Raw genomic sequence first — 23,831 nt, 5'->3', positions numbered from 1 at the left:
CATATGGCATTATACAGCAATCACACCGGAAGACCCCGGGTCCGCTTTACACGGAATGCGATTATTTTCACTGCATTGCTTTTATTCGCTCTGGCCACGATCTTTCCGATTTATTTCATGGTTGTCTCGGCTCTCGGCGATCCGGTGGAAGCCGGCGCGGTCAGTTACTCCATTTTTCCCAGTAAGTTTACGCTGGCTTCGTTCAAATTCTTCTTTGAATACAGTGAGTATTCATACCGTTGGATTCTGAACTCGTTAGTCGTAGCGGTTGCGGTTACGGTTTCCAACGTAGTGTTCGCGAGCATGGCGGGGTTTGCGTTTTCCAAATTGAAGTTTCGGGGCAAAAATGTGCTGTTCGGCATCCTGCTTGTCTCCATGATGATTCCGTATCAGGTAACACAGGTTCCGCTGTATATTCTGATGGTCAATATTTTTGAACTTCAAAATACGTACAGAGCTCTTATATTGCCGGGGATTGTTACGGTGTATAACATCTTCCTTGCCAAACAATTTATGAGCAGTATTCCGAATGAAATTCTGGAAAGCGCCAAGATGGAAGGGTGCAATCAGTTCACCATTTATATGAAAATCATTCTTCCGTTATCCAAAACCGTGCTGGCCGTTATGGCAATTCTGACGTTCATGGACAGCTGGAATACGTTCTTCTGGCCGCTTCTGATCACGAACTCTATGGAAATGCAGACGATTCAGGTCGGATTGAAAAACTTCCGCTTCGCCAACACCACGTACATCGCTCCGATGATGGCGGGCGCTGCGATTTCAGCTTTGCCGATGTTCATTCTGTTCTTCAGCCTGCAGAAGTACTTCCTTGAGGGTGTGACGGTAGGAGCGGTTAAAGGCTAAGCGTTTAGATGAAGCAATTGAATAGTTGCAAAATAGGAATGACTGTGACAAGGGGCTTGTCGCAGTCATTTTGGCAAGAGGCGGGAGGCAGCCATGGGTAAAGTCAGCAACGGAGTCGATCATATCGGGCAGTATACCCATTTGTTCAAGGGGAAGCGTCTGGGCTTAATTACCGTGCCAACCGGGTTGAACAGGGAGTTTGTATCCACGATTGACATCCTGAATGAGAGATTTCATTTGGCGGCCCTATTCTCTCCGGAGCATGGGGTGCGCGGGGATCAAGGCGCCGGGGCAGTTATAGATTCGTATCTGGATCCCATGACCGGCGTGCCTGTGCACAGTTTATACCGCAAGGACTCCAAGCGGCTGACGGCGCAGATGTTGGATGAAGTGGATATGGTCGTATATGACATCCAGGATGTAGGGACCCGGTATTATACGTTTATTTATACGATGCTGAACGCGTTGGAGGACTGCGCTTCGGCGGGTAAGGAGTTTGTCGTGCTGGACCGGATTAATCCGCTGGGCGGGGTGACGGTGGAGGGGAACTTGCTGAAGCCGGAATATAAGTCGTTTTTAGGCGGATATCCGCTCACTATGCGGTACGGCCTGACAGCGGGCGAAATCGCCTGCTTGGTCAACGACCGAATGAACTGGCGGGCGAACCTGAATATTGTCCGCTGCCAAGGTTGGGAGAGGACGATGCAGTTCCCGGATACGGGCCTGCACTGGATTATGCCGTCTATGGGCATTCCCAGGTTCGATACGGCTTTAGTGTACCCCGGAACTTGTCTGTTTGAAGGGACGAATCTGTCCGAAGGAAGAGGCACGACGGCGCCATTCGAAATGATCGGCGCGCCGTTCCTGGATGCGGAGAAACTGGCAAGGGAGATGAATCGGAAGGAATTGCCGGGCGTGGTGTTCCGCCCTGTGTATTTCCGTCCTTCTTTCTCCAAGTTTCAAGGGGAGCTGTGCCGCGGGGTGCAGCTGCATGTACTGGACCGGCGGTTGTTCCGGCCGGTGGAGACCGGGGTGGAGCTGCTGCTTACGGTGAAGCGGAATTATGAGGAGTTTGCCTTCCTTCCGCCGGTGAAAGAAGGCTCAAGGCATTTCATCGATTTACTTGCAGGGGATCGGATGTTGAGGGAGCCTGATGTAGATGTGTCCGGGTTGTTGGAGCGGTTTCGGGACGAGAGCCGGACGTTCGCAGTGATGAAAGAGCAGTATCATATGTATTAAAAGGATGTGCGCTTATGAGCAGCTATGTGGCAGGTCTGGACGGCGGGGGAACGAAAACCGCGGTAACCCTTATGGATGATAATGGGAATATCGTCCGGACGATTACGTCCGGGGGTATTAATTATAACGGAATGGATGCGGAAACGGTCCGCGGAAACCTTGGGGAGCTTTTCGCCGTCATGGCGGAATGTACCGGCGGTCTCGAGCATTGTGCGCAGGTAGTTATCGGGGCGGCCGGCGTCAGCAATCCGGACGTTATTCCCCGATTGGAAGAGGACGTGCGAGCTTGCGGCTATCCAGGGAAGCTGCTGATCGTCGGCGATCAGGAAGCCGCCTTGTACGGCGCGCATGAGGGGAGACCCGGCATCATTCTGGTCGCAGGAACCGGTTCGATCTGTTACGGCCGGAACGGAGCCGGTGTGTCGCACCGGTCCGGCGGATTCGGGCATCTTATCGACGATGAGGGAAGCGGATACAGCATCGGGAGGGAATTGCTGTCCGCGCTGGTTAGGCATGAAGACGGACGTATCCAGGCTACCGCGATCAGCCGGCTCGTTTATGAACAGCTTGAGCTGAATACGGTTAAAGAGGTCATCGGCTTTGTATATGACAAGCACAGGCATAAGAAAGATATAGCTGCGTTGGCACCGCTCTTGACGACCGCCTGCGATTCGGGGGATGAAACGGCGCTGGGGATTGCAGCAAGAAGCGCACAGTCATTGTATGAGTTGACCGTACCCGTAACGGAGAAGCTTACTTTGCAACAGGGGCGCTTAGCAATGACCGGAAGTGTGCTGTTGAACAATTCATATATCAGGGAAACATTTGTTCAGCTGTTAAGCCGTCATTATCCGCATCTGCATTGCGGCATGCCGGCGAAGGATGCTTCCGGCGGTGCAGCGCTCATGGCCTGGACAAGACAGGGAGGAATGACAGATGGAGTTTAGCCGTTGGACGTTGGAACAAAAAATCGGGCAGATGATTCTCGGCGGTTTTGAAGGAACGGAACCCGCGGAACATGTGCGGACGATGATTAAGGATCATCATATGGGCGGGGTCATTTACTTTGCCCGCAATGTGCGGCACCCTGCACAAGTTGCGGCTTTAAGCCGGGATTTGCAGCTGATGGCCGCCGAAGCGGGACAGCCGCCCCTGTGGATTTCCATCGACCAGGAGGGCGGTATGGTTGCCCGAATTACGGAGGGAGTTGCGCTTATGCCGGGCGCGATGGCGCTGGCGGCGGGCGGGTCCGCGGAAGCGGCGTACGAATCGGCCAAGATCAGCGGAACCGAGCTTCGCGCGCTTGGAATCAACTTGAATTTTGCGCCGGACCTGGACATTAACGTCAATGCGATGAACCCGGTTATCGGGGTACGCTCATTCGGGGAACAGCCTGACCGGGTAGCGGAGCTGGGAGTGCAGACACTGCGCGGATATCAAGATGCGAATGTTGTGGCTACGGCCAAACATTTCCCTGGACATGGAGACACGCATATTGATTCACACCTGGATTTGCCTGTGATCACACACAGCAGCGAGCGGATCCGTTCGGTTGAGCTGGTTCCGTTTATAAAGGCTGTCGAAGCGGGTGTCGACTCCGTGATGTCGGCGCATATCCGGTTCCCGGCCTTTGATGACAGCGGCGTTCCGGTGACCTTGTCGCACCGGGTGCTGACCGGTTTGCTGCGCGAGGAACTTGGTTTTGCCGGCGTTATTATGACGGATTGCATGGAGATGAAGGCCATTGCGGATCATTACGGAACCGTGCATGCGGCGGTCATGGCTGTGGAAGCCGGGGCGGATCTCGTACTGATCAGCCATTCGCTTGAGCTTCAGGCGGGGGCGGCCGCCGCGCTCGTCGAGGCTGTTCGCAGCGGTCGCATCAGCGAGGAGCGCATCGACCAATCGGTAGAGCGGCTGCTGGCTTTGAAGGCCAAACGGGCCCTCGCTGCGGAGCCGGGTGATTTCAGCCGGATCGTGAACACGCCGGAACACCGCTCCGCGGCGGAACGCTTCAGCGAAGCTAGCATCACGCTTGTGAAGGATACGGCAGGACTGCTGCCGCTCGCTGCTAAGCCAACGCTCGTTCTTACCGTAGAGCCTGCGGCGGTTTCGCTGGTAGATGAGTCCTATGGGGAACGCGCCACACTGGGAAGCGCCCTGGCTGCAGAAGGAATTGATGTGCGGGAGAGGGTAATTCCGCTGACGAAGGCCGGCGAGCTGACCCAAGAAATGCTTAAAGAAGCTGGCTGGTATGAGCAAATCGTTGTGGGGACTTACAATGCCCATTTGCACCCGGATCAGGTTTCGCTCGTCCGCGCATTGCTGGCTCTGGGCAAACAGCCTGTCGTAGCCGCACTGCGGAATCCTTACGATTTGCAGGCTTATGCGGACGTGCCTGCGTATGTATGCCTGTATGAAAGCCGCCCGCTGGCTTTACAGAGCGCAGCCAAGCTGATGTCAGGCGCATTGGTCCCTCAAGGGAAGCTGCCTGTTACGATTGGCGAGTCGTATCCTGCAGGGTGGGGAGTGACTTCCTTTGTTCGATAACCTGCTTCAGAAGCCGTCCAGGGTCATCGTCGGGCTGATGTCCGGCACTTCCCTTGACGGTATCGACGCCGCTGTAGTCCGCATCGAAGGGCAAGGCATTGACTCCAGAGTGGAATTGCTTCATTTCTTGTCTCTTCCTTACACAGAAGAGCTCCGGGAGAAGTTGAAAGAACTGTGCTCGGAGCAGCATTCCAGCTCACCTGCGATCAGCGGGATGAGTTTTTACTTGGCTCAAAATTGGGCGAATGCGGTGAAAGAGGCTGTCCGGCAGGCGGGACTGTCCATGGCTGATATTGATCTGGTCAGCTCGCACGGGCAGACGATCTGGCATATGCCGTACGCGGACCCGCAGGATTCCTTCCGTCCGAAATCCACGCTGCAAATCGGGGATTTGTCTGTGCTGGCCAAGGCGACAGGGGTGCTGACCGTGGGGGATTTCCGCCCGGCGGATATGGCGGTCGGCGGTCAGGGGGCCCCGCTTACGCCGTATGCCGATTACATTATGTTCCGGCACAAGGACAAGGGCAGAATACTGCAAAATATAGGCGGCATCAGCAATTGCGCGTCGATCCCGGCAGGCGCCGGTCCGGAGCGAATGATCGCTTTTGACACGGGACCTGGCAATATGATCATTGATCAGGCGGCCTATGAGTTAAGCGGGGGACAGCTGGCCTATGACCAGGGAGGCGCGTGGGCATCCGAAGGCCGAGTGGACGAACGTCTGCTGGCTGAAATGATGGAGCATCCATACCTGTCCAAGCATCCTGTAAAAACGACCGGCCGTGAGGAGTTCGGCAAGGATTACGCATCCGGGTGGATCCTGCGTGCGCTTTCGGACAGTTTGCCTGCGGCCGATATCATGGCTACATTTACTGCTTTTACGGCACGAACGATTGCCCGGAGTTACCGCGACTTTATTTTGCCTGATACAAGGATTGAGGAAGTGCTGGTTTCCGGCGGAGGCGCTCATAACGAAACGTTGATGAACATGCTGGCCGACGAGCTCCCCGAGCTGAGGGTGATGACCTCGGATCAGGCGGGCATAAGTGCGGATGGGAAGGAAGCGGTCGCTTTCGCTATCTTTGCGGATCATTATATTCAAGGTGTGCCTAACAACCTGACCTCCGCGACAGGGGCGCAACGGCCGACGGTGATGGGAAAGCTGGCTTTGCCGTGGTAGGAGTTGCAGCAGGAACCTTTGGCATAAAGGAGAAGGACCAAGATGGACAGTAATGTGAAACATTTGCTCCGCGGGATCGTGGGCGATGCTTATTTCAAAGACGATGCGCAGTCGCTGGTGACGCATTCTTACGACGGGACGCCCATGCTGCAGTCGCTGCCTGACGGGGTAATCTATCCCCGGAATACGGCTGAGGTATCCGCTATCATGAAAGTGCTTCACGAGCACCGGATTCCGCTCGTCAGCCGGGGGTCAGGAACGAATTTATGCGGCGGCACGGTGCCTGTTCACGGCGGTGTCGTGATGGTGATGCACCGGATGAATGCGATTGTGGAAGTGGATACGCAGAATTTAACTGCCACCGTTCAGCCGGGAATCATCACAAAGCAGTTTATTGAGCATATCGAGGGGCTAGGGCTGTTCTACCCTCCGGATCCTAGCAGTATGGCGATCTCCACAATCGGCGGAAATATCGCGGAATGCTCCGGCGGACTCCGCGGCTTGAAATACGGAACGACCAAAGATTACGTGCTGGGGCTGGAGTGCGTGCTCGCTGATGGGCAGATTCTGCGGACGGGCGGGAAGCTGATGAAGGATGTGGCGGGCTATGACCTGACAAAGCTGTTAATAGGCTCCGAAGGGACATTGGCGGTCATTACCGAAGCGACGTTAAAGCTGATTCCCCCTCCTAAGGCCAAAAAGACGATGCTCGCCATGTACACGGACATTTACGGAGCCGCCCGGACGGTATCCAGCATTATCGAAAACCGGATCATTCCGGCGACGCTGGAGATTATGGACAATCCGACGATCCGGGTCGTGGATGATTTCGCGAAGCTCGGACTGCCGCTGGATATGGCGGCTATCCTGCTGATCGAGCAGGACGGCGAACCGGAAATGGTCGAGCGGGATATCGCGAAGATTTCCGGGATTTGCCGGGAAGAACAGGCTGCAAGGATCAGCATCGCGGAGACGCCGGAGGAAGCGCTTAAGCTGCTGACGGCAAGACGGAGCGCGTTTACGGCACTGGCCAGGCTGCGTCCAACTACGATACTGGAGGATGCAACGGTGCCGCGCTCCAAAATCGCCGAGATGGTGCTGGAGATCAACCGGATCGCTGAAAAGCACAACGTACAGATTTGTACGTTCGGCCATGCGGGCGACGGAAACCTGCATCCGACAGCCACGACCGATGCGAGGGATCTGGAAGAGGTACACCGGGTGGAGGCGGCTTTTGAGGATATTTTCGAAGCCGCAATCCGGCTGGGCGGTACGATTACGGGTGAGCATGGTGTAGGCATGGTGAAGGCTCCTTACCTGGAATGGAAAGTGGGCGGTCCCGGCATTCAAGTGATGGAGGCCATTAAAGAGGCGTTCGACCCGCACAATCTGCTGAATCCGGGCAAAATGTTTGCGAAAGAGTCCAGGCGCAGGGTGGTGATTGAGCGTGGCTAAAGGAGGAACGGCGGCACTTCGGGAGACTCTGCAGGCTAAGCTCGATTACGAGCAGCTGACCAACTGCATGCGGTGCGGGTTCTGCCTGCCCGCCTGCCCGACCTTCAAAGAAACGGGAGTGGAGGCTGAGTCGCCGCGCGGGCGGATTTCGCTGATGAAGGCGGCGGTGGACGGTCTGATGGAGCCGAACGTCATGTTCGAAGAGCAGATGAATCACTGCCTGGGCTGCCGTGCATGCGAACCGGCCTGTCCGGCGGACGTCAAGTACGGCCAGCTGATCGAACAGGCCCGCGAGGCGGTGGAGCTGCATACGACGCAGCACCGCTGGTGGGTGAAAGGCGTGCGAAAAGCTGTGTTCAAACAGCTGTTCCCCCATCAACACCGGATGCGCCTGCTGGGTGCGGCAATGAACGTGTATAAGAAATCGGGCGTCCAGACGTTGATTCGGAAGACCAATGCGGTCGGGATGTTTTCCAGTCAGCTCGCTTCCATGGAGAGAATCCTGCCCGACGCTTCGGGCAAAGGAATTGTCGAAATAATGGGGACGCGGGTTGCTGCCAAAGGAGAGAAGCATGGAACGGTTGGTATGTTCCGGGGCTGTTTAATGGATGTGATGTTCACGGAAACGAACCGGAAAACAGTGGAGTTGTTGTCCGAAGCGGGTTTCGATGTCGTTATTCCCGAAGCCCAGAACTGCTGCGGCGCTCTCCATGCGCACAGCGGGGAGAAGGAGCAGGCGAAGGAACTGGCCAAGCACAACATTCGTGCATTTCAGGAGGCCGGTGTGGATTTCATCGTCTCGAATGCGGGAGGCTGCGGGGCGATTCTGGTGGAATACGACCACCTGCTTCATGAGGAGCCGGAATGGCATGATCAGGCGATCTGGTTCGCCAAACGGGTGAAAGATATCAGCACAATCCTGGCGGAAAAGGGGCGGCCGCTGCAATACGCGGCTTTACCGCAAGACCAAGGGACGGCTCGTGTCACCTATCAGGATTCCTGCCACCTGCGCAACGTCATGAAAGGCGGACAAGCGCCGCGTCAGCTGTTGCAGCAAGCAGCCGGCGGCGCTTATGTAGAAATGAAGGATGCCGGCTCCTGCTGCGGTTCGGCAGGCATCTATAACATGACCCAGCCGGAGATGTCGAATCAAATCCTGGAGCATAAGATGGAGAACGTGAACGCGGCCGGCGTCAGGTATGTGGTCACCAGCAACCCGGGCTGCCATCTGCAAATGAAGCTCGGGATTGAGAAGCATGGCTGCAGCGGCCAAATGGAGGCCTTACATATCGCCGATTTTCTGTATGACCGCTTGGTGCGGTGAAGGGTTAGCGAAGAAATGGGGATTTAGTGAAATAAGTTTCGCTTTAAGAGCCGTCGTAAATATACTATACTCTTAACCATGGAATTCATTTGTAATTAACAGGTTTAATATGGGGGGATATAGTTATGAGCATGAAGGTAGGATTGGCTGGAACGGGTTGGTTCGGTAAGGTGCATGCTGAAATTCTTTCGAAGATGGACGGCGTTTCCGTTGCAGCGGTATGCGGTACCTCCGCAGCGAAAGCTGAGGCGTTCGCGGCACAATTCTCAGGTATGCGCACCTACGATTCGTTCCTGGACATGTTGGATGCCGAAAAGCTGGATGCGGTCTATCTGTGTGTACCGCCTTATGCGCATGGCGATATGGAATCTCTATTGATTGAACGCGGCATCCCTTTTCTGGTGGAGAAGCCTTTGCATACCGGAATTGAAACGCCTCGGTCCATCGTTGAACAACTAAAGCTGCGACCGGTCATCACTTCCGTAGGATATCATTTGAGGTATCGGGAAACCGTGAAGCAGATGCGAGAATCCATTGAACAGTCAGGATTAGGCATGGTTACAGGAGCTTGGATGGGCTCGTTTGTTAATAATGCCTGGTGGCCCAAGCAGGAACTCTCGGGCGGACAATTTGTGGAGCAAACGACTCATTTGGTTGATTTGATGCGGTATGTGGCGGGTGAGGCGACGGAAGTGTACGCTTCGTTCGCTCAGCGGGAAATGCATCGCAAGTATGATGATGTCAGTGTGGCGGATGTCGGAACGGTAACACTCAAGCTTGCAAGCGGCGCGATCGCGAATCTGTCCAATACTTGTATACTACCTGATGGAATGTTTGATACCGGCTTGAAATTTTACACAGCCGACGGTGTGTTGGATTGGACGATGTCGGAGTTAAAAACCATCACCAGCGGGAATGACGTGCAGGTTTCCAAAGATGAAGCGAATCCATATGAACTTGAAAATGAAATATTTATTCACGCCGTGCGCACAGGTGATCCATCCGGCATTTGCTCAAGCTACGAAGACGCTTTGCGTTCTCAGGAGATTACCGTGGCCGCGACGGAATCGGCAAGAACCGGGAAACCCATTCAAATATAGTCTTAACAACAAACATCCCGCTCATTTCGATGAGCGGGATGTTTGTTTATGTTAGTTGGCAGTATCGCCTGTGCGATCCGCACTGTCTGATTTTTGGTCCGTTGATTTACCCGAATTGGCATCTGTCTTGCCGTCAGTTCCCGATTGCAAGCCTTTGTCATCCGTTCCTCCGGAATTCACACCAGGGTTACTGCCCGGTTCACTTGCATTGCCTTGAGGCGTGTCCACTACATTCTCGTCGTTACTGCCGCAGCCGGCTAGACCAATAGCAAGAGCAACCGTTAACGCGACAGTTGAAAGCTTTCCTGTAATCTTCATGATGACCGCTCCTTTGTATAGACTAAACTTATAGTTGTTCTACAAAGGATATACACCTAACCGGGCATTAGGAAACAATAGGTCGGGATACTCCGTCGGTTTCCTCATAATGTATAGTGACGACGATATCTTGATCGTAATTGCCAAAACCTTTGCCGAAGAGGTTCATGCCCCCGCAATGGCGCGAAGATTCCAGTGACGCCAACCGTAAACGGATATCCTCCCCGTAACGCAGGGGCAAGTGATTCAACCCTTTCTCCGAAAGCTTCACGCCGTCGAGGTAAGTGCCGTCTTGCTGAACGGACAAGGTCTTCAACAACCCGTGTTGGGTCCCGATATCCCACCATCTTGGCGTAAATATACCTCGTTTGCTGCCGAAGTCGCCGGGACATGTCCACATGCCAAGTTCCACTTCATTTACATAAAAGGTGATGTCTGACGGCCAATTTTCATTATAACTAGGCGCTTCGGAACAAATCTCGAATGAAAACTCCAGATGACGCGGCTTTTGCCCGCTGTGCAGATAGTTGGGAACACGGTACTCCACGTATCCGCTGCCGAACCATAAATGAGCCGCCGTCATCCGCTCAGGATCAGAAAAATAACGGGGATCATCGAACATACCGATGACTTTAGACTCTGAGACCAGGCCGCAAGTGGGCTGTACGAGGTAATCCGCGTATTGGCCGATGGGTATTTCAACTGTATATTTCAATGGTTCGGGAACGGCGGCTGATGTGCGAAGCTGTAAAGTCAGCGAATCCAGTGCCAATGAACAGATTTTCTGGGTCCCGCGGACACCTGCCGCGTTATGTGTTCGCAGAATGCCTGCCTCTTCGAGCTTCTGTATATGTTTGGTAATGATGGCCGAGGAGACATTCAGTTGTTCCGCCAGCTCCTTAATATTCATGGATTTGGAATTTAACAACTCTATAATACGCACCCGCGTTTCGGATGAAAAACATTCGAGCAGAGACATATGCTTAGTACTGACTTGTATGTTCAAAATTAGACCTCACCTTCTCATCGTATATCCATTATATAACCTAAAGGTTAACTAATCAACTTAGTTGTTGACGTTTTTGTGTTATACACTTAAAATAAGGCCATAAAGTAATCATGACGTTATATAATAAATTTATAAGTTAACTAATGGAGGTTATACTCATGTCAGTTATTTTACCAGAAACAGCAACATTACCCCGAAGTGAATACCCCCGTCCCCAATTACACCGGGATGCCTGGTTGTGCCTGAACGGGGAGTGGGAATTTGAATTCGACGACCAACGTACAGGCGATGCCGAGAAATGGCATAAGCGCGATAAAGCTTTCACGAAGAAGATTCAGGTGCCGTTTACATTTGAGAGTGAACTAAGCGGCATTGCCGATCCATCCTTTCATGATGTGGTTTGGTACCGTCGGCAAGTGAATCTGCCTGAGACCTTTAACGGGAAGAGAACCATCATTCACTTCGGTGCGGTGGATTACGAAGCGAGCGTCTGGGTTAACGGGGAGCTTGTGGCCGCGCACGAAGGCGGGCATACGCCGTTTCAAGCGGATATTACAAACGCGCTTGTCGAAGGAGACAATACGATTGTTGTTAAAGCGGTAGATTACGGCAAGGATGTCTTTCTGCCTCGAGGCAAGCAGTTCTGGGAAGAGAAATCCCGTTCCATCTTCTATACCCGAACCACAGGCATTTGGCAATCGGTGTGGCTCGAGGCGGTGTCTCCGGTTCATTTGGGCAAAGTAAAGTACATTTCGGATATCGATAAGAATGAAATTTCGATCCGCACGTTTATGAACGGGTTGGAAGAACGAACAACAAGGAATGTTCAACTGCGGGTTACCATCTCATTTGCAGGGAAAGAAATTACGCAAGATACCTACCGGGTGAATGTTCCTGAACAATCCCGTACCGTATCCTTGGTGGGCTTAAACGACCATTCTATGGATCGTTTCTGGTCGCCGGAGCGTCCGAATTTATATGATGTAGAGTACGTAGTGACCGTTGACGGACAAGAAACGGATCGTGTGACAAGTTACTTCGGCATGCGGAAGATTTCGTTGGAGAGCGGAAAATTTAACTTGAATAACCGTCCTTATCTGTTGAAAATGGTGCTGGATCAAGGTTATTTCCCCGATGGGAACCTGACGCCTCCAAGTGACGAAGCTATCAAGCGGGATGTTGAACTGATGAAGGAAATGGGCTTTAACGGCGCGAGAAAGCATCAGAAGGTGGAGGACCCTCGCTTTATGTACTGGTGTGACAAGCTCGGCTTGCTTGTGTGGGGGGAAGCGGCAAATGCTTATGATTATTCGCAGGAATATGTCCGCAGATTTACGAAGGAATGGCAGGAAGCGATGGACCGGGATTTCAATCATCCTTGTATCGCGGTTTGGGTACCGTTAAACGAGAGCTGGGGCGTACCGAATATACAAGTCGATCAGGAGCAGCAGCAACATGCGCTTGCCATGTATCATCTGACTAAATCATTGGATCCTACCCGTCTGGTCGTATCGAATGACGGCTGGGAGATGGTCAAGACGGACTTGTTCAATATTCATGATTATGAGTGGAGAAAAGAAGTGTTGGAAGATCGCTATAGCACGGTAGAGAAAGCTGTATCCGCAATGCCCGCGAATCGAAGATTAAGCGTGGAAGGTTATGATTATGACGGTCAGCCTGTGATGGTTACCGAATTCGGCGGTATCGCCTACAAGAAAAGCGATTGGGAAGGCTGGGGCTACTCCGGAGCTTCCAGCGATGAAGACTTTGAAGAGAAGCTGCGAAATGTCATTCACCCGATGATTTACTCCGGTGTCGTGCAAGGTTATTGCTACACACAACTTACGGATGTGGAACAGGAGATCAACGGGTTGCTGACGTACGACAGACAGCCGAAGATTCCGTTAGAAGTGATCAAAGCGATTAACGAAGGGAAATAAAGTTCGAGAGGCAGCGGTGCACTTAGGTGCATCGCTATTTTTTTGGGAAGCAGCGGAACGTATAAGTTTGGCATATCCAAAAATATGTCCATCTCATCCAAAAAAGCGACATGGGATGGAAGCTTGCGCCCCGCTAGAATAATAAACAGAAGGCAACCTTCTTATTCTAACTATAATGAAACAAACGGGGGATTGTACATGCGCATGAGCAAAGGGTTCAAAAGTGTAGCAATGGCTTTCATTGTGTTATGTCTGGTGATCGTCACAGGTTGCGGAAACGCGAACGGCGGCAACAACGGAGGCAATGAGGCTTCAGGAAATACAGCCGCAAGCGGAGGTAAAGGCAAAACCGATATCTTGTTCTGGACTCCGTTCTCTGGTGCGGACGGCGAGTTCATGAAGAAGATTGTGGAAAAGTACAACTCATCACAAGATCAATACAAGCTGAAGATGGTCGTGCAACCAAACGGCGAGTACTACAAGCAATTGGACGTAGCGCTGAGCACAGGTAAAGAAAGTCCGGAATTAGCGGTTATGCACGTCGATCAGATTCCTACTTACGTTAACAAAGGTCAGCTGAATCCGATGGATGAATTGGCCGCGACCGCAGGCGTGAAGAAAGAAGATTATGTAGATGCTCCGGTGAAATACGCAACAATCGAGGGTAAGTGGTACGGTATTCCGCTGGATGTCCATCCGCTGGTGATGTACTACAACAAAGATTTGTTTGAGAAAGCCGGCATTACGGCGGCGCCGACGAACCGTGCGGAATTTGAAGCAGCCGTAGAAAAATTAACGGACAAAAGCAAAGGCGTTTACGGTTATGTATTGCCGACACTGTGGCCGCAACAATTCATCTTCCCGACACTGGTGTGGCAGAATGGCGGAGAGCTTTGGAACGGCACAGATGTAGCTTACAATTCTCCTGAAGCTGTGGAGATGGTGCAGTGGTTGCGCGGATTGGTCGAGAAAGGCGTATCCCCGGGAGATGTTCAGCAAGACGGCGAAAACACACTCTTCCTGCAAGGCAAGAACGCGATTCAGTTCAACGGCCCTTGGATGAAAGGCCAATTTGACGAAGCGGGCTTAAACTACGGTGTGGCGCCGGTTCCGCAAATCGGTAAAGCCAAGCAAGCGGTTTTCGCAGGTTCGCATAACTTTGTCGTGCCGAAGACTGTAACGGACGCTAATGTGGTTGCGGGTATCGGCGACTTCCTGAAATATGTGGCTTCCAATTCGATGGATTGGGCAGCTTCCGGTCAAGCGGTAGCTTCCAAAGCGATGCTGGAAAGCGAAGAATTCAAAGCGTTGGAAATACAGAGCAATGTAGCCAAGTCGTTCGACCACGTTCAGTTCGCTCCGAATGTATTGAACTGGGCTACGATCTCCGATCCGATCTGGGGCGAGCTGAGCAGCGCGTTACTGGGTAAGAAGGATGCTCAAAAGGCGATGGACGACGCGGCAGCGAAATCCAGACAGGCGATGAAGAAGTAAAAGCCGCCTCCTGACGGCAGCATGATCAAGGGAAGAACGTGGAGGCCGGGAACGGCTTTCCGTTCTTCTGCATTTTTCATAAAGAATGGAGGTTTCCGATGTTAAAGAGCACATGGCAATCCAAATTGACTTCTTCCTTATTCGTTCTTCCGTATTTCATCTGTTTTTGCGCATTCTTGTTGTTCCCGATTCTGTACGGTGTGTATATATCCCTTCATAATTTTGAACTCCTGTCGGAAAACCACGAGTTTGTAGGCTTGGCTCATTATGTCAAAATTTTCACGCCCGGCTCCTACTTAAACCAACAGTTTTTCAAAGGCTTATGGACCACTATTCAATTCGTCTTATATTCAGTTCCCCTGCTGGTATTGGTCGGATTAGCGCTGGCGATGCTGGTTAATCAGCTTCCGGGCCGCGTTCGCGGTTTGTTCAGAACCTTTTACTTCATGCCTTACGCGATCTCCGGTTCCGTTATGGCTGTCATCTGGTTGATGATGTTCGATACAAATGCGGGATTCCTTAATACTTTACTGGCCAAATGGGGCATGGACCCCGTGCCGTGGCTGACGGGATTGCCATGGGTGTGGGTATCTCTTGTCATGACCACCCTGTGGTGGACCATCGGTTTTAATATGGTTATCTTCATCAACGCATTAAATGAAGTGCCAGAGGATTATTATGAAGCGGCCTCAATCGACGGAGCGAACGCTTGGCATAAATTCACAAGCATCACCTTGCCCTCGATTCGTCCGGTCATGCTGTTCATTCTCATTACATCCACGATTGCTTCATTTAATGTTTATGCGCAGCCGTTTCTGTTGACCCGCGGCGGGCCGGGAGACAGCACGAAGGTGCTGTTGATGAATGTCCTTGATCAGGCGTTTAAAGGCAAGGAAATCGGTTCCGCTTCAGCGATGGCGATTCTGATGGCGATCTTGATTATGATTGTTTCTGTCATTCAATATCGGTTGGCTTACGGCCGGAAGGAGGGTGCTTAAATGAGAAAGTTCGTGCTTACACTCCTGGCGGTGTTTATTGCCATCCTGTTTTTGATGCCGTTGATCTGGATGCTCTCGACCTCCTTCAAGAATGACTTTGAAGCCCTGGCCGGACAGATGAATTTCATCCCGAAGAAGCCGACGCTGGATAACTATATTGAAGGTTTAAACGGAGAGTTAATGAACGTGCCGATTGTGCGCTGGATTACCAACTCGCTGTTTGTAGGTTTGGCGGGGACCGGTATCGTTCTGCTGTTCAGCTCCATGGCGTCCTATGCTTTAGCCAGACTTCATGATTTGCCTTTACGCAAAGTGCTGTTCTCTGTTTTCGTCGGATCTATGATGATCCCTGGAATTCTAACTTTCTTGCCCATGTATATGGAGTTTAACTCGCTCGGTTGGATCAATACGTATTATGCTTTGATTTTGCCCTATTCGGCGGGGGCTTTCGGCGTGTTCCTGCTTTATCAGTTCTTCTCCTCGTTTCCAAAAGAGATTGAGGAAGCCGCGCGGATCGACGGTGCGAACAAGTGGCATATTTATTCCCGAATTCTGTTGCCCGCATCCGTTTCCATCATGGTTACTTTGGGAATCTTCACATTTATGAGTATTTATAACGATTTCGTGTGGCCGCTCTATGCAACTACATCTCCCGAGATGCGGACGATTACAGCGGGGATCGCCATGATGGCCCAAGGAAGTTATACGCAAGCCTATGGTAAGTTGATGTCGATGACTGTGATTGCTACGTTACCGGTTATGATCGTGTTCATCGTGGGGCAGCGCTCCTTCGTTAAAGCGATTACGCAAGCCGGTGTGAAGTAATTTCTGTATTCGTATATGTTGCCTTGAAGAGACCTTTGGGTCTCTTTCTGCCGTATTCCAAAGGAACGATTAAGGAGCCTGCCATGACATCTTCTGTACGCAAAATAGTAATGATTACGCTTGGTGCCGCATTGTTAATTTCTATTATAATCTGGGGGTTTTCATATATGAACAATCAAGAGACCGGTGCTGCACAAAGCGAGTATAACGGACACGGAGGGACGTTCAAGAATACGCTCAGCCCCATGGATACGCCGGATCCGAGTGTGGTTTATAAAGACGGCTATTATTATATGACCTTCACGCATAACGGAACGGACATTATGGTGCTGAAATCAAGAACGATCGACTTTAAGCAGGCACAGCGGAAAATCGTCTGGCTCCCCGATGTGGGAACAGCCTATTCTGCTGAGCTTTGGGCGCCGGAAATTCAATGGATTCAAGGGAAATGGTATATTTACTTCGCTGCCGACGACGGATTAAATGAAAATCACCGCATGTTCGCGCTGCAAGCCGACACCGAAGATCCGATGGGAGCTTACACGTTTAAAGGTCAGATTGGGGATGCCAGCGATAAATGGGCCATTGACGGGTTGGTGATGGAATATAAGGAGAAGCTGTATTTTGTATGGTCTGGATGGGAGGGTGACGTGAATGAGCGACAGAACACCTATATCGCGCCTATGAGCGATCCTTTAACCATCAGCGGCGAGCGGGTGCGCTTATCAACGCCTGATATGGATTGGGAACAGGCAGGAGGACCGCCGTTTATCCAGGAAGGGCAATCCATTCTTCATCATGAAGACCGGGTGCATATCGTCTATTCCGGTGCAGGCAGTTGGACCCCCTATTACAGCTTGGGTATGCTCAGCCTGAAAGAAAACGGCGATCCGCTGTCAGCCGCCGATTGGGTCAAGGCAGAGAAGCCGCTGATGACCATGAATGCGAAAGCAAGCGTGTACGGACCCGGCCATAATTCATTCACGTCATCTCCTGACGGGAGGGAGCTATGGATCGTGTATCACGCTACAAGCAGGGAGGACGACGGCTGGAACAACCGTAAAGCGAGAGCGGCGAAAGTAACATGGGATGAGAATGGGAATCCTTTATTTGGAGAACCTTTGTCACTGCGTACCGCGATTCATGTACCATCCGGCACAGGCTTGTATCGTCCGGTTGCGCAAGAGGAATCGCCTGAAACCCTTGTAATCGAATCTGTTCCTTCGTCCGTGGAAACGAATATATCCACGCTGATCCATTACACGAACAACACGGGCAAAGATGCCTTATTGAATGTTGGTATTCAAGATCAGCCTTTTGCCCAAGTGTCGTTACCTTCCGTTGAGACGGACGGTAAGGGCTTCGCTTATGTCTCGGTGAAGATGGGCAATGGTTTGAATGACCTCATACTGGATGGATTGCCTGCCGGCGTAAAGGTTGAAGCTGTCGAATTTCCAAGGTACGAAGCCGAGGATGCTCAAGGCAAGGGAGACGCGGAGACGGAGGAAAATCCTTATGCTTCGGGCACGGGTATTGCGGTCTTGCCGGCAGATAAAGCATCATCTATAAACTTCAGCAACGTATGCGTACCTGTTGCAGGGACATATGTACTCCGCATTGCAGCCGCCAATAGTTCCGGAGGGAAAGCTAATGTGCAGGTTTCAGTTAACGGTAAAGACTATGAACTTAATTTGCAGAGTACAAAGCGGAACCAGCACCTTATCCATGAATTGGAAGTTGAATTGAACTCCGGTCCGAACGAGATTATACTTGAACATGCCAAACACTCCGTTCATATGGATTATATGGATGTGAGTAAATAAAGCCGAGGGAGGCGCGGGTATGATTGCCTTATCGGGATTAAATCATATGAAGTATAGTGTCAAAATAATGTTGTTTGTGTTGTGTGTTTCAGTAACGGTTCTGGCAGGATGTGAACAACAAGACGGAGAGCCCCGGGATTCTCTGCCCGAACCGCAACAAGAAGTGCGTCTGGACTACTGGACACCCTTCAGTGGCGGAGACAATTTATTCATGACGCAGATGGTGGATCAATTTAACAAAGAGCATCAGGGAATTCAGGTGGTGCAACGGAATTCGCGGTTGGACGATTATTATTCCAGGCTGCGGACCGCCATCTTGTCGGGCAATGCCCCGGATGTGGCCGTGATCCACGCTTCCAGTTTGCCGCAATTTGTTCAGAACGGATATATAGAGGAACTGACCGAACCCGCTAGGCAGGTCGGGTTAAGCTGGGATCAGTTTGGCCAAGCGGTTCGCAAATCAACTGAATTTAACGGTAAGCCCTATGCCGTTCCACTGGATACCCATGCGTTAGTCATGTATTATAACAAATCGTATCTAAAACAAGCGGGAGTACTGGACGCCGGGGGTAAACCTGTGATTGCCCCCGGTACTCAGGGATTCACAGCTTTTTTGAAGAAGATTAAGCAAAACGTTCCGGCCGACGTGGCGCCATTAACGCAACCGAGCACTCGGATCGATTCCGTCTGGCTGTGGTGGAGTCTGTACAATCAGATTCAAGGCGGGGGAGTATTCTTTAATCCGGAAGGAACGAAAGCGATCATCGATAACAAAGCTGCTGAAACCGCGCTGCATTATGTGAATGACTTGTACAGAACAGGCTTGGTTCCAGCAGGGATTAATGATGCGTTCAAGCAGTTTTATGACGGCAAGGCAGCGGTGTTTATAACCGGAATGTGGGCTACAGGCGCGCTGGAACATGTGGAAGAGCTGGATTTCGGTGTGGTTCCCTTACCGACACTATATGATAAGCCTGCTTCATGGGGGGATTCTCATACGTTGGCTTTGCCCGCGCGTCATGAAATATCTGAGGCCAAACGAGATGCTTCGATGATTTTTACACGTTGGATGATTGATCACGGCGCCAAATGGTCAGAAGCGGGCCATGTTCCGAGCCGAACTTCGGTGTTGCAAGAAGCATCCTTTCAGGAACTGAAATATCGGAGCGATTACGCCGCAGCAGCCAATACGGTCGCGTACTGGCCTAAACACACGAAACAGTGGGCGCTGGTTGAGCTGATGATCCGACAATTCGAGAAGATGATCTACGCACAGCAGACGCCGGAAGAGACGTTGCAGAAAGCGGTAAAACTCATCAATTTGGAGCTCTTGAAGTAAGGTGGTTACTATGAGACGAAGGGGCGGATTACGCCAATGGTTTAAAGATCTGGAGCTGGCCCGCAAGCTCATTGTCATTAATATCGCGTTGATTGTGCTGCCGCTTGGTATAACCGGCGTAGTCGCCTTCTCCTCTTTCTCGGATAAGTTGGAAGCGCAGGTTGGGCGTTATCAATTGCAGGCGTTAAAGCAAGTCACTTTAAATATTGATACGTATATGAATGAACTGAACCGGTTGTCGCTGATGCCTTACCAATATCAAGAAATTCTGGAATACCTGGGTTCGGACCGCAAGGAAGGAGAACCATTGGCTCTAGAGGAGATTGAGCAGTTAAACAACTTTGTTTCCAAGGTGTTTCTGAACGGTCGCGTCGATATTATGGGGGTGTCTCTTTATGGAGAACGGGGAGCCTCTTACGTGGTTTTGCCCGAAAGTCAATACATTACAACCTATAAGCTGGATGACAATACCGAGTGGTTGGAGCAGGCTAAAGGCCGATTCGGCAAGCCGACGTTCATCACGACACATGAAGTGAAATCGACCAGCGGTTCCGTCTATAAAGTATTCTCGATTGCGAGAGAATTGCGTAATTTTGACAGCGGAAAGACTCTGGGTTATATCGTCATTGATATTGATCCGACGGCTGTAAGGAACATCCTCTCTCAAGTGAGTCTGGGCAGTAAAGAATCTCTATATATCGCGGACCGTGCCGGTGATTTGGTCATACGCAAAGAGAGGACCGAGGTCTACCCGGAGCTTGCGCTGAAAGATACCCGGGGTGAAGGGGTTGCTCACAAAAACATCGGCGGTCAAAGCTTGTTAGTGGCGCATATCAACTCAGAAGTAACGGAATGGACAACGGTGGGGGTAGTCCCGGTTACGGAGTTGACGAAAGACAGTGTTGTCGTACGTAACTTTATTCTTTTGATCGGAACGTTATGTATAAGTCTGGCCGTGCTCTTAACGGTGGTAATCGCTTTCCGGATTACGATGCCCTTACGAAAATTGCGTTCGTTGATGCGGAAGGTGGAGCACGGGGAGTTAAAAGTATCCTTTCCGGTAAAAAGCGGGGACGAGGTAGGCCAGCTGGGAAATGCTTTTAATCTAATGGTATCTCAATTGAACGAGCTCGGCTATCTGTTGTACGAAACCGAAATCAGGGAAAAAGATGCGCAGATTGCGGCGTTGCAAAGCAAAATTAACCCTCATTTTCTCTATAACACGTTAGGATCTATATCCATGTACGCCGAAGTGGAAGGGAACCGTGAAATTGTCACGATGGCCAATAACCTAAGCCGGCTGTTAAGATATTCGCTTAGCGGGCGTAAAGAAATCGTAACGTTAAAGGACGAAATCGGGCATGTGAAAGGGTATATGACCATTCAGAAGATGAGGTACCAAGATCGGATTTCCTTCGAGCTTGAAGCCGGCGATCAAGTGTTGGACTGCCAGGTCATCCCGCTGATGATCCAGCCTCTCGTCGAGAATGCGATTAATCACGGACTGGATAAGGGTGTTGGCATCGGTGCCATCCGCTTAACCTGCCAGGAAATTGACGAAAGACTCATTATAACTGTGGCGGATGACGGCATAGGGATGCCTATTCAGGAGCTGGAACAGTTGCGCATGCGTTTGACACAGAAGGAACTGGGCGAAACGACAGGAAACGGACTGTTAAACGTTCACCGCCGGATCCGGCTGCATTATGGTGAACCGTACGGGCTTACGTTTGAGAGCATGCCTTATCAGGGCATGAAAGTGACGGTTACTATGCCTGCTAAGCATCCATACAGGGATAGAAAGGAGGTGCCGACAGATGCATCGCATTCTGATCGTTGATGATGAGGCTATATTTCGTAAAGGGTTGAGCTTAATGATTAACTCTTCTCTGGGCCTCGAATGGGAAATCGTTGGCGAAGCCGCCGACGGGTATGAAGCGCTGCAGATGGTGGAGGAACGTCGGCCGGACGTGGTATTAACCGATATTCGTATGCCTAGAATGGACGGCGTACAGCTTCAGCAAATCGTAAAAGAACGATTTCCTGAAGTGTTAATCATTGTTCTGAGCGGATATGATGACTTCAGCTATATGCAACAGTCATTGCGCAACGGTGTGCGGGACTATTTAATGAAACCGGTGGAACGGGAAGAATTGTTTAATACCTTGGGGAAGTTAAAGCAGGAATTGTTGCAGGAGACGAGAACGTCCGGGACAAGGCATGCGGGTATTGATCCGGAAACGCAAGCCCAGCCTAAAGACGAGAAGCAGATGCGTCAGCATGCAAGCGAGCATCTGGTGACAGGCTTGCTCCGCGGATATGTCACAGAACGCGATATGGAACTATTGGATCGTATCGGAGTCCACTTGGATCTTCCTTTCTTCTCCTGCATGATCATTAAACTGGATAAAGACTCGGTGCATCAAGACCGCTACAACCAAGCGGATCCCTCCTTATTTCAGCTGTATATTCAACAGGTTGTGCAGGAACTGCTAAACCAACGAACGACGGGGTTCTGCTTTATCCTGTCGGAGACGGAAGTTGTCGCCCTGCTGAACCTGCAAGAGATTCATTCATCGGAGGACATGGTCTCGGAACTGGCCGAGGGAATTCGCAGGCGAATGATTTCCTTGTCCAGTCTGACAGTAACGATCGGCATCGGACGGACGGTTCAGGGAATCCATGACATTTCAAGGTCGTTTAATGAAGCCAAGATCGCGCTGTTATACCGACTGATTCTGGGAGGCGACCGGGTTCTGCGTTATGATTCTACGGCGATGAAGGAGGAGCTGGCACCGGAAGTGAAACCGTGGTCCTGGGAATCATTAGAAGCGTCCATTCATGAAGGGAAAACGGAAGAAACGGAAAGAAGAGTCCAACAGGTCATCACGGAATTATGTCAACACGCGAAAAATCCCGAGGTCATACAACAACAAATTTGTAAATTGTTGTTGTATTATTATGAACTTGCCGAGAAACTGGGTATCGGGAAGCAGTGGTTGGGCGAGAAGAATATTCAAGCTTTACTGTTCGAGATCTGTGCGATTACCGCCAGATCAGAGCTGATTGACGCATGCAGAGAAACGCTCGGTCAGTTGACCCGCTGTGTGGCGGAGAGTCACGGAAAAACCGATAACGATCCGATTCATAAAGCGATTGAATATTTGGCCCGGCACTACCAGGAACCGGTAACCCTTAAAGAAGTGGCGGACCAAGTATATTTGAATCCGGCATACTTCAGCACGCTGTTTAAACAACGCACGGGGAAATCATTCGTGGAATACTGGACCGACATGCGTGTGGATGATGCCAAGAAGAGGCTAGCTTATTCGAATGAGAAGATTGCCGTTATTGCGGAACGAACCGGCTTCAGCAACATCCGGCATTTCAATCGCGTGTTCAAGAATATAACAGGCACGACGCCGAATCATTACCGCGACCATGTAAGAGCCATAACAGAGAAGCCCGGGAGTTTATAACCCCGGGCTTCCGTGCATCGCTCTGAATTTTTCCGGTGTCATCCCTTCGGATTTACGAAAAGTGGAGATGAAATGACTCGGTTCGCGAAACCCGACCATTGACGAAATATTGGCAACGGTAAGATTGCGATCCATAATGAGGAACTGTTTAGCTTTCAGCAGGCGCAATGAGATCAAGTATTGGTAAGGCGTGTACCCGAACGCTTTGCGAAACAGCGTATTGAGCTGTCTTGAGGAAAGCTGCATGACATGAGCCATGTCGCTCATTTCCACATCCGGGTCGCGATATTCGGAATCCAGGTATTGCAACAAAGGCAACAAGCGTTCCTTCAGACTGTGAAGGGAGGGCTGGTTGTCCACTTTGCCATGCTTCTTGAGTTCAATCAGAAACCGGTACACATCCATGGAATGATCAAGGCCGGTAATGTCCTGATTCTTGGAGCAATTTTCCACAACGGATGCAAGCAGGGTGCGGAAGCTGCTGTCCTCGGGCCAGTGATAAATGGAAGAGAACCTGAGACCGATTGTGTTAGCAATTTCGTTTACCATGGCTCCGTCAAAGGTGAGGTAATAGGTGGACCATTCGGTGTCCACCGCTTCATAACGATGCGGAACGCCCGGCAACAGTAATAAACCATGTTGAGGAGGCAGGATGTACTGGTTGGACTCCATGCGGATGCGTCCCGCCCCTGCGACCGTTTGCAGCCAGTGGTAGCACGGATAACCGTCCGGACGGGAGATGCTTTCCTGGAATTCATTGAATCCGGCGCTGTCTAAATATAAAGGAATGGGCTGTTCCGGAACAGGTAACAGAAAACGAGCAGTGGGTTTATGCATAGTCTTACCTTTCATCTGGTGTACATAGTGGTTCTTGCCTGAAGGCTCATATTCCTA

At 51.2% G+C, this 23,831-nt stretch carries 19 protein-coding genes; 16 read left to right on the top strand and 3 right to left on the bottom strand.

The window, feature by feature from the left end; genetic code table 11:
- The first annotated feature begins 3 nt into the window (after positions 1-3).
- The 8 genes from SY83_RS20050 to SY83_RS20015 all read left to right on the top strand — a co-directional run bounded on the left by SY83_RS20050 (position 4) and on the right by SY83_RS20015 (position 9,712).
- Positions 4-864 carry a carbohydrate ABC transporter permease gene (locus tag SY83_RS20050; RefSeq protein ID WP_068609774.1) on the top strand — a complete coding sequence of 287 codons (861 nt, stop codon included), beginning with the start codon at positions 4-6 and terminating at the stop codon, positions 862-864.
- 93 nt (positions 865-957) lie between these two features.
- Positions 958-2,103, top strand: a complete 1,146-nt coding sequence (locus tag SY83_RS20045) for an exo-beta-N-acetylmuramidase NamZ family protein (protein WP_068609772.1) — start codon at positions 958-960, stop codon at positions 2,101-2,103.
- 14 nt (positions 2,104-2,117) lie between these two features.
- A complete protein-coding gene (locus SY83_RS20040) occupies positions 2,118-3,050 on the top strand; it encodes an N-acetylglucosamine kinase (protein ID WP_068609770.1) in 933 nt (310 codons plus the stop codon).
- Entirely contained in the window at positions 3,040-4,653 is a 1,614-nt protein-coding gene (gene nagZ / locus SY83_RS20035; RefSeq protein ID WP_068609768.1) for a beta-N-acetylhexosaminidase, read from the top strand. The genes SY83_RS20040 and nagZ overlap by 11 nt, the downstream gene beginning before the upstream one ends.
- 37 nt (positions 4,654-4,690) lie before the next feature.
- Positions 4,691-5,833, top strand: coding sequence for an anhydro-N-acetylmuramic acid kinase (locus tag SY83_RS20030; RefSeq protein ID WP_068611235.1), 1,143 nt, complete (start codon positions 4,691-4,693; stop codon positions 5,831-5,833).
- A gap of 42 nt (positions 5,834-5,875) precedes the next feature.
- Positions 5,876-7,288: an FAD-linked oxidase C-terminal domain-containing protein gene (locus SY83_RS20025; RefSeq protein WP_068609766.1), complete on the top strand. Its 1,413-nt coding sequence runs from the start codon at positions 5,876-5,878 to the stop codon at positions 7,286-7,288.
- Between the two features lie 67 nt (positions 7,289-7,355).
- Positions 7,356-8,612 (top strand): (Fe-S)-binding protein, encoded by a 1,257-nt coding sequence (locus SY83_RS20020; RefSeq protein WP_082882793.1) that lies wholly within the window; start codon positions 7,356-7,358, stop codon positions 8,610-8,612.
- Between the two features lie 125 nt (positions 8,613-8,737).
- On the top strand, positions 8,738-9,712 hold the full coding sequence (locus tag SY83_RS20015; RefSeq protein WP_068609762.1) for a Gfo/Idh/MocA family protein: 975 nt from the start codon (positions 8,738-8,740) through the stop codon (positions 9,710-9,712).
- Positions 9,713-9,763: 51 nt separating this feature from the next.
- Here the strand turns inward: SY83_RS20015 and SY83_RS20010 are convergent, their stop codons facing one another.
- The gene (locus SY83_RS20010) at positions 9,764-10,030 is read right to left on the bottom strand and encodes a hypothetical protein (protein ID WP_068609761.1); all 267 of its coding nucleotides are present in this window, start codon (positions 10,028-10,030) and stop codon (positions 9,764-9,766) included.
- A 67-nt stretch (positions 10,031-10,097) separates the two neighbouring features.
- Entirely contained in the window at positions 10,098-11,036 is a 939-nt protein-coding gene (locus SY83_RS20005) for an ArsR/SmtB family transcription factor (RefSeq protein WP_068609759.1), read from the bottom strand.
- A 161-nt stretch (positions 11,037-11,197) separates the two neighbouring features.
- Here SY83_RS20005 and SY83_RS20000 point away from each other — a divergent pair, with 161 nt between their 5' ends.
- The 8 genes from SY83_RS20000 (at position 11,198) to SY83_RS19965 (ending at position 22,937) form a co-directional block, all read left to right on the top strand.
- On the top strand, positions 11,198-12,979 hold the full coding sequence (locus SY83_RS20000; RefSeq protein ID WP_068609757.1) for a glycoside hydrolase family 2 protein: 1,782 nt from the start codon (positions 11,198-11,200) through the stop codon (positions 12,977-12,979).
- Positions 12,980-13,177: 198 nt separating this feature from the next.
- Positions 13,178-14,473: an ABC transporter substrate-binding protein gene (locus SY83_RS19995; RefSeq protein WP_231891308.1), complete on the top strand. Its 1,296-nt coding sequence runs from the start codon at positions 13,178-13,180 to the stop codon at positions 14,471-14,473.
- A gap of 98 nt (positions 14,474-14,571) precedes the next feature.
- Complete coding sequence (locus SY83_RS19990) at positions 14,572-15,471, top strand: carbohydrate ABC transporter permease (protein WP_068609756.1); 900 nt, start codon at positions 14,572-14,574, stop codon at positions 15,469-15,471.
- Positions 15,472-16,296, top strand: coding sequence for a carbohydrate ABC transporter permease (locus tag SY83_RS19985; protein ID WP_068609754.1), 825 nt, complete (start codon positions 15,472-15,474; stop codon positions 16,294-16,296). It abuts the gene before it with no gap.
- A gap of 167 nt (positions 16,297-16,463) precedes the next feature.
- A complete protein-coding gene (locus SY83_RS19980; RefSeq protein WP_197479905.1) occupies positions 16,464-18,119 on the top strand; it encodes a family 43 glycosylhydrolase in 1,656 nt (551 codons plus the stop codon).
- A 19-nt stretch (positions 18,120-18,138) separates the two neighbouring features.
- A complete protein-coding gene (locus tag SY83_RS19975; RefSeq protein WP_231891307.1) occupies positions 18,139-19,458 on the top strand; it encodes an ABC transporter substrate-binding protein in 1,320 nt (439 codons plus the stop codon).
- Between the two features lie 10 nt (positions 19,459-19,468).
- Complete coding sequence (locus tag SY83_RS19970) at positions 19,469-21,298, top strand: cache domain-containing sensor histidine kinase (RefSeq protein WP_068609752.1); 1,830 nt, start codon at positions 19,469-19,471, stop codon at positions 21,296-21,298.
- Positions 21,276-22,937, top strand: coding sequence for a response regulator (locus tag SY83_RS19965; RefSeq protein WP_068609749.1), 1,662 nt, complete (start codon positions 21,276-21,278; stop codon positions 22,935-22,937). Before SY83_RS19970 ends, SY83_RS19965 begins: the two co-directional genes overlap by 23 nt.
- Here SY83_RS19965 and SY83_RS19960 read toward each other — a convergent pair.
- Complete coding sequence (locus SY83_RS19960) at positions 22,932-23,789, bottom strand: AraC family transcriptional regulator (protein ID WP_082882647.1); 858 nt, start codon at positions 23,787-23,789, stop codon at positions 22,932-22,934. The genes SY83_RS19965 and SY83_RS19960 overlap by 6 nt on opposite strands.
- Between the last annotated feature and the right edge of the window lie 42 nt (positions 23,790-23,831).

The sequence above is a fragment of the Paenibacillus swuensis genome (genome assembly GCF_001644605.1).
GTDB classification, from domain to species: domain Bacteria; phylum Bacillota; class Bacilli; order Paenibacillales; family DY6; genus Paenibacillus_N; species Paenibacillus_N swuensis.
Note: the sequence above shows the minus strand (reverse complement) of the source record. Positions and strands in the feature narration are given on the sequence as shown.

Excerpts from the sequence above, each read along its gene's own strand:
- SY83_RS20050 (WP_068609774.1), top strand. The coding sequence starts at position 4 with ATGGCATTATACAGCAATCACACCGGAAGACCCCGGGTCCGCTTTACA.
- SY83_RS20045 (WP_068609772.1), top strand. The coding sequence starts at position 958 with ATGGGTAAAGTCAGCAACGGAGTCGATCATATCGGGCAGTATACCCAT.
- SY83_RS20040 (WP_068609770.1), top strand. The coding sequence starts at position 2,118 with ATGAGCAGCTATGTGGCAGGTCTGGACGGCGGGGGAACGAAAACCGCG.
- nagZ (WP_068609768.1), top strand. The coding sequence starts at position 3,040 with ATGGAGTTTAGCCGTTGGACGTTGGAACAAAAAATCGGGCAGATGATT.
- SY83_RS20030 (WP_068611235.1), top strand. The coding sequence starts at position 4,691 with ATGTCCGGCACTTCCCTTGACGGTATCGACGCCGCTGTAGTCCGCATC.
- SY83_RS20025 (WP_068609766.1), top strand. The coding sequence starts at position 5,876 with ATGGACAGTAATGTGAAACATTTGCTCCGCGGGATCGTGGGCGATGCT.
- SY83_RS20020 (WP_082882793.1), top strand. The coding sequence starts at position 7,356 with ATGCGGTGCGGGTTCTGCCTGCCCGCCTGCCCGACCTTCAAAGAAACG.
- SY83_RS20015 (WP_068609762.1), top strand. The coding sequence starts at position 8,738 with ATGAGCATGAAGGTAGGATTGGCTGGAACGGGTTGGTTCGGTAAGGTG.
- SY83_RS20010 (WP_068609761.1), bottom strand. The coding sequence starts at position 10,030 with ATGAAGATTACAGGAAAGCTTTCAACTGTCGCGTTAACGGTTGCTCTT.
- SY83_RS20000 (WP_068609757.1), top strand. The coding sequence starts at position 11,198 with ATGTCAGTTATTTTACCAGAAACAGCAACATTACCCCGAAGTGAATAC.
- SY83_RS19995 (WP_231891308.1), top strand. The coding sequence starts at position 13,178 with ATGCGCATGAGCAAAGGGTTCAAAAGTGTAGCAATGGCTTTCATTGTG.
- SY83_RS19990 (WP_068609756.1), top strand. The coding sequence starts at position 14,572 with ATGTTAAAGAGCACATGGCAATCCAAATTGACTTCTTCCTTATTCGTT.
- SY83_RS19985 (WP_068609754.1), top strand. The coding sequence starts at position 15,472 with ATGAGAAAGTTCGTGCTTACACTCCTGGCGGTGTTTATTGCCATCCTG.
- SY83_RS19980 (WP_197479905.1), top strand. The coding sequence starts at position 16,464 with ATGAACAATCAAGAGACCGGTGCTGCACAAAGCGAGTATAACGGACAC.
- SY83_RS19975 (WP_231891307.1), top strand. The coding sequence starts at position 18,139 with ATGATTGCCTTATCGGGATTAAATCATATGAAGTATAGTGTCAAAATA.
- SY83_RS19970 (WP_068609752.1), top strand. The coding sequence starts at position 19,469 with ATGAGACGAAGGGGCGGATTACGCCAATGGTTTAAAGATCTGGAGCTG.
- SY83_RS19965 (WP_068609749.1), top strand. The coding sequence starts at position 21,276 with ATGCATCGCATTCTGATCGTTGATGATGAGGCTATATTTCGTAAAGGG.
- SY83_RS19960 (WP_082882647.1), bottom strand. The coding sequence starts at position 23,789 with ATGAAAGGTAAGACTATGCATAAACCCACTGCTCGTTTTCTGTTACCT.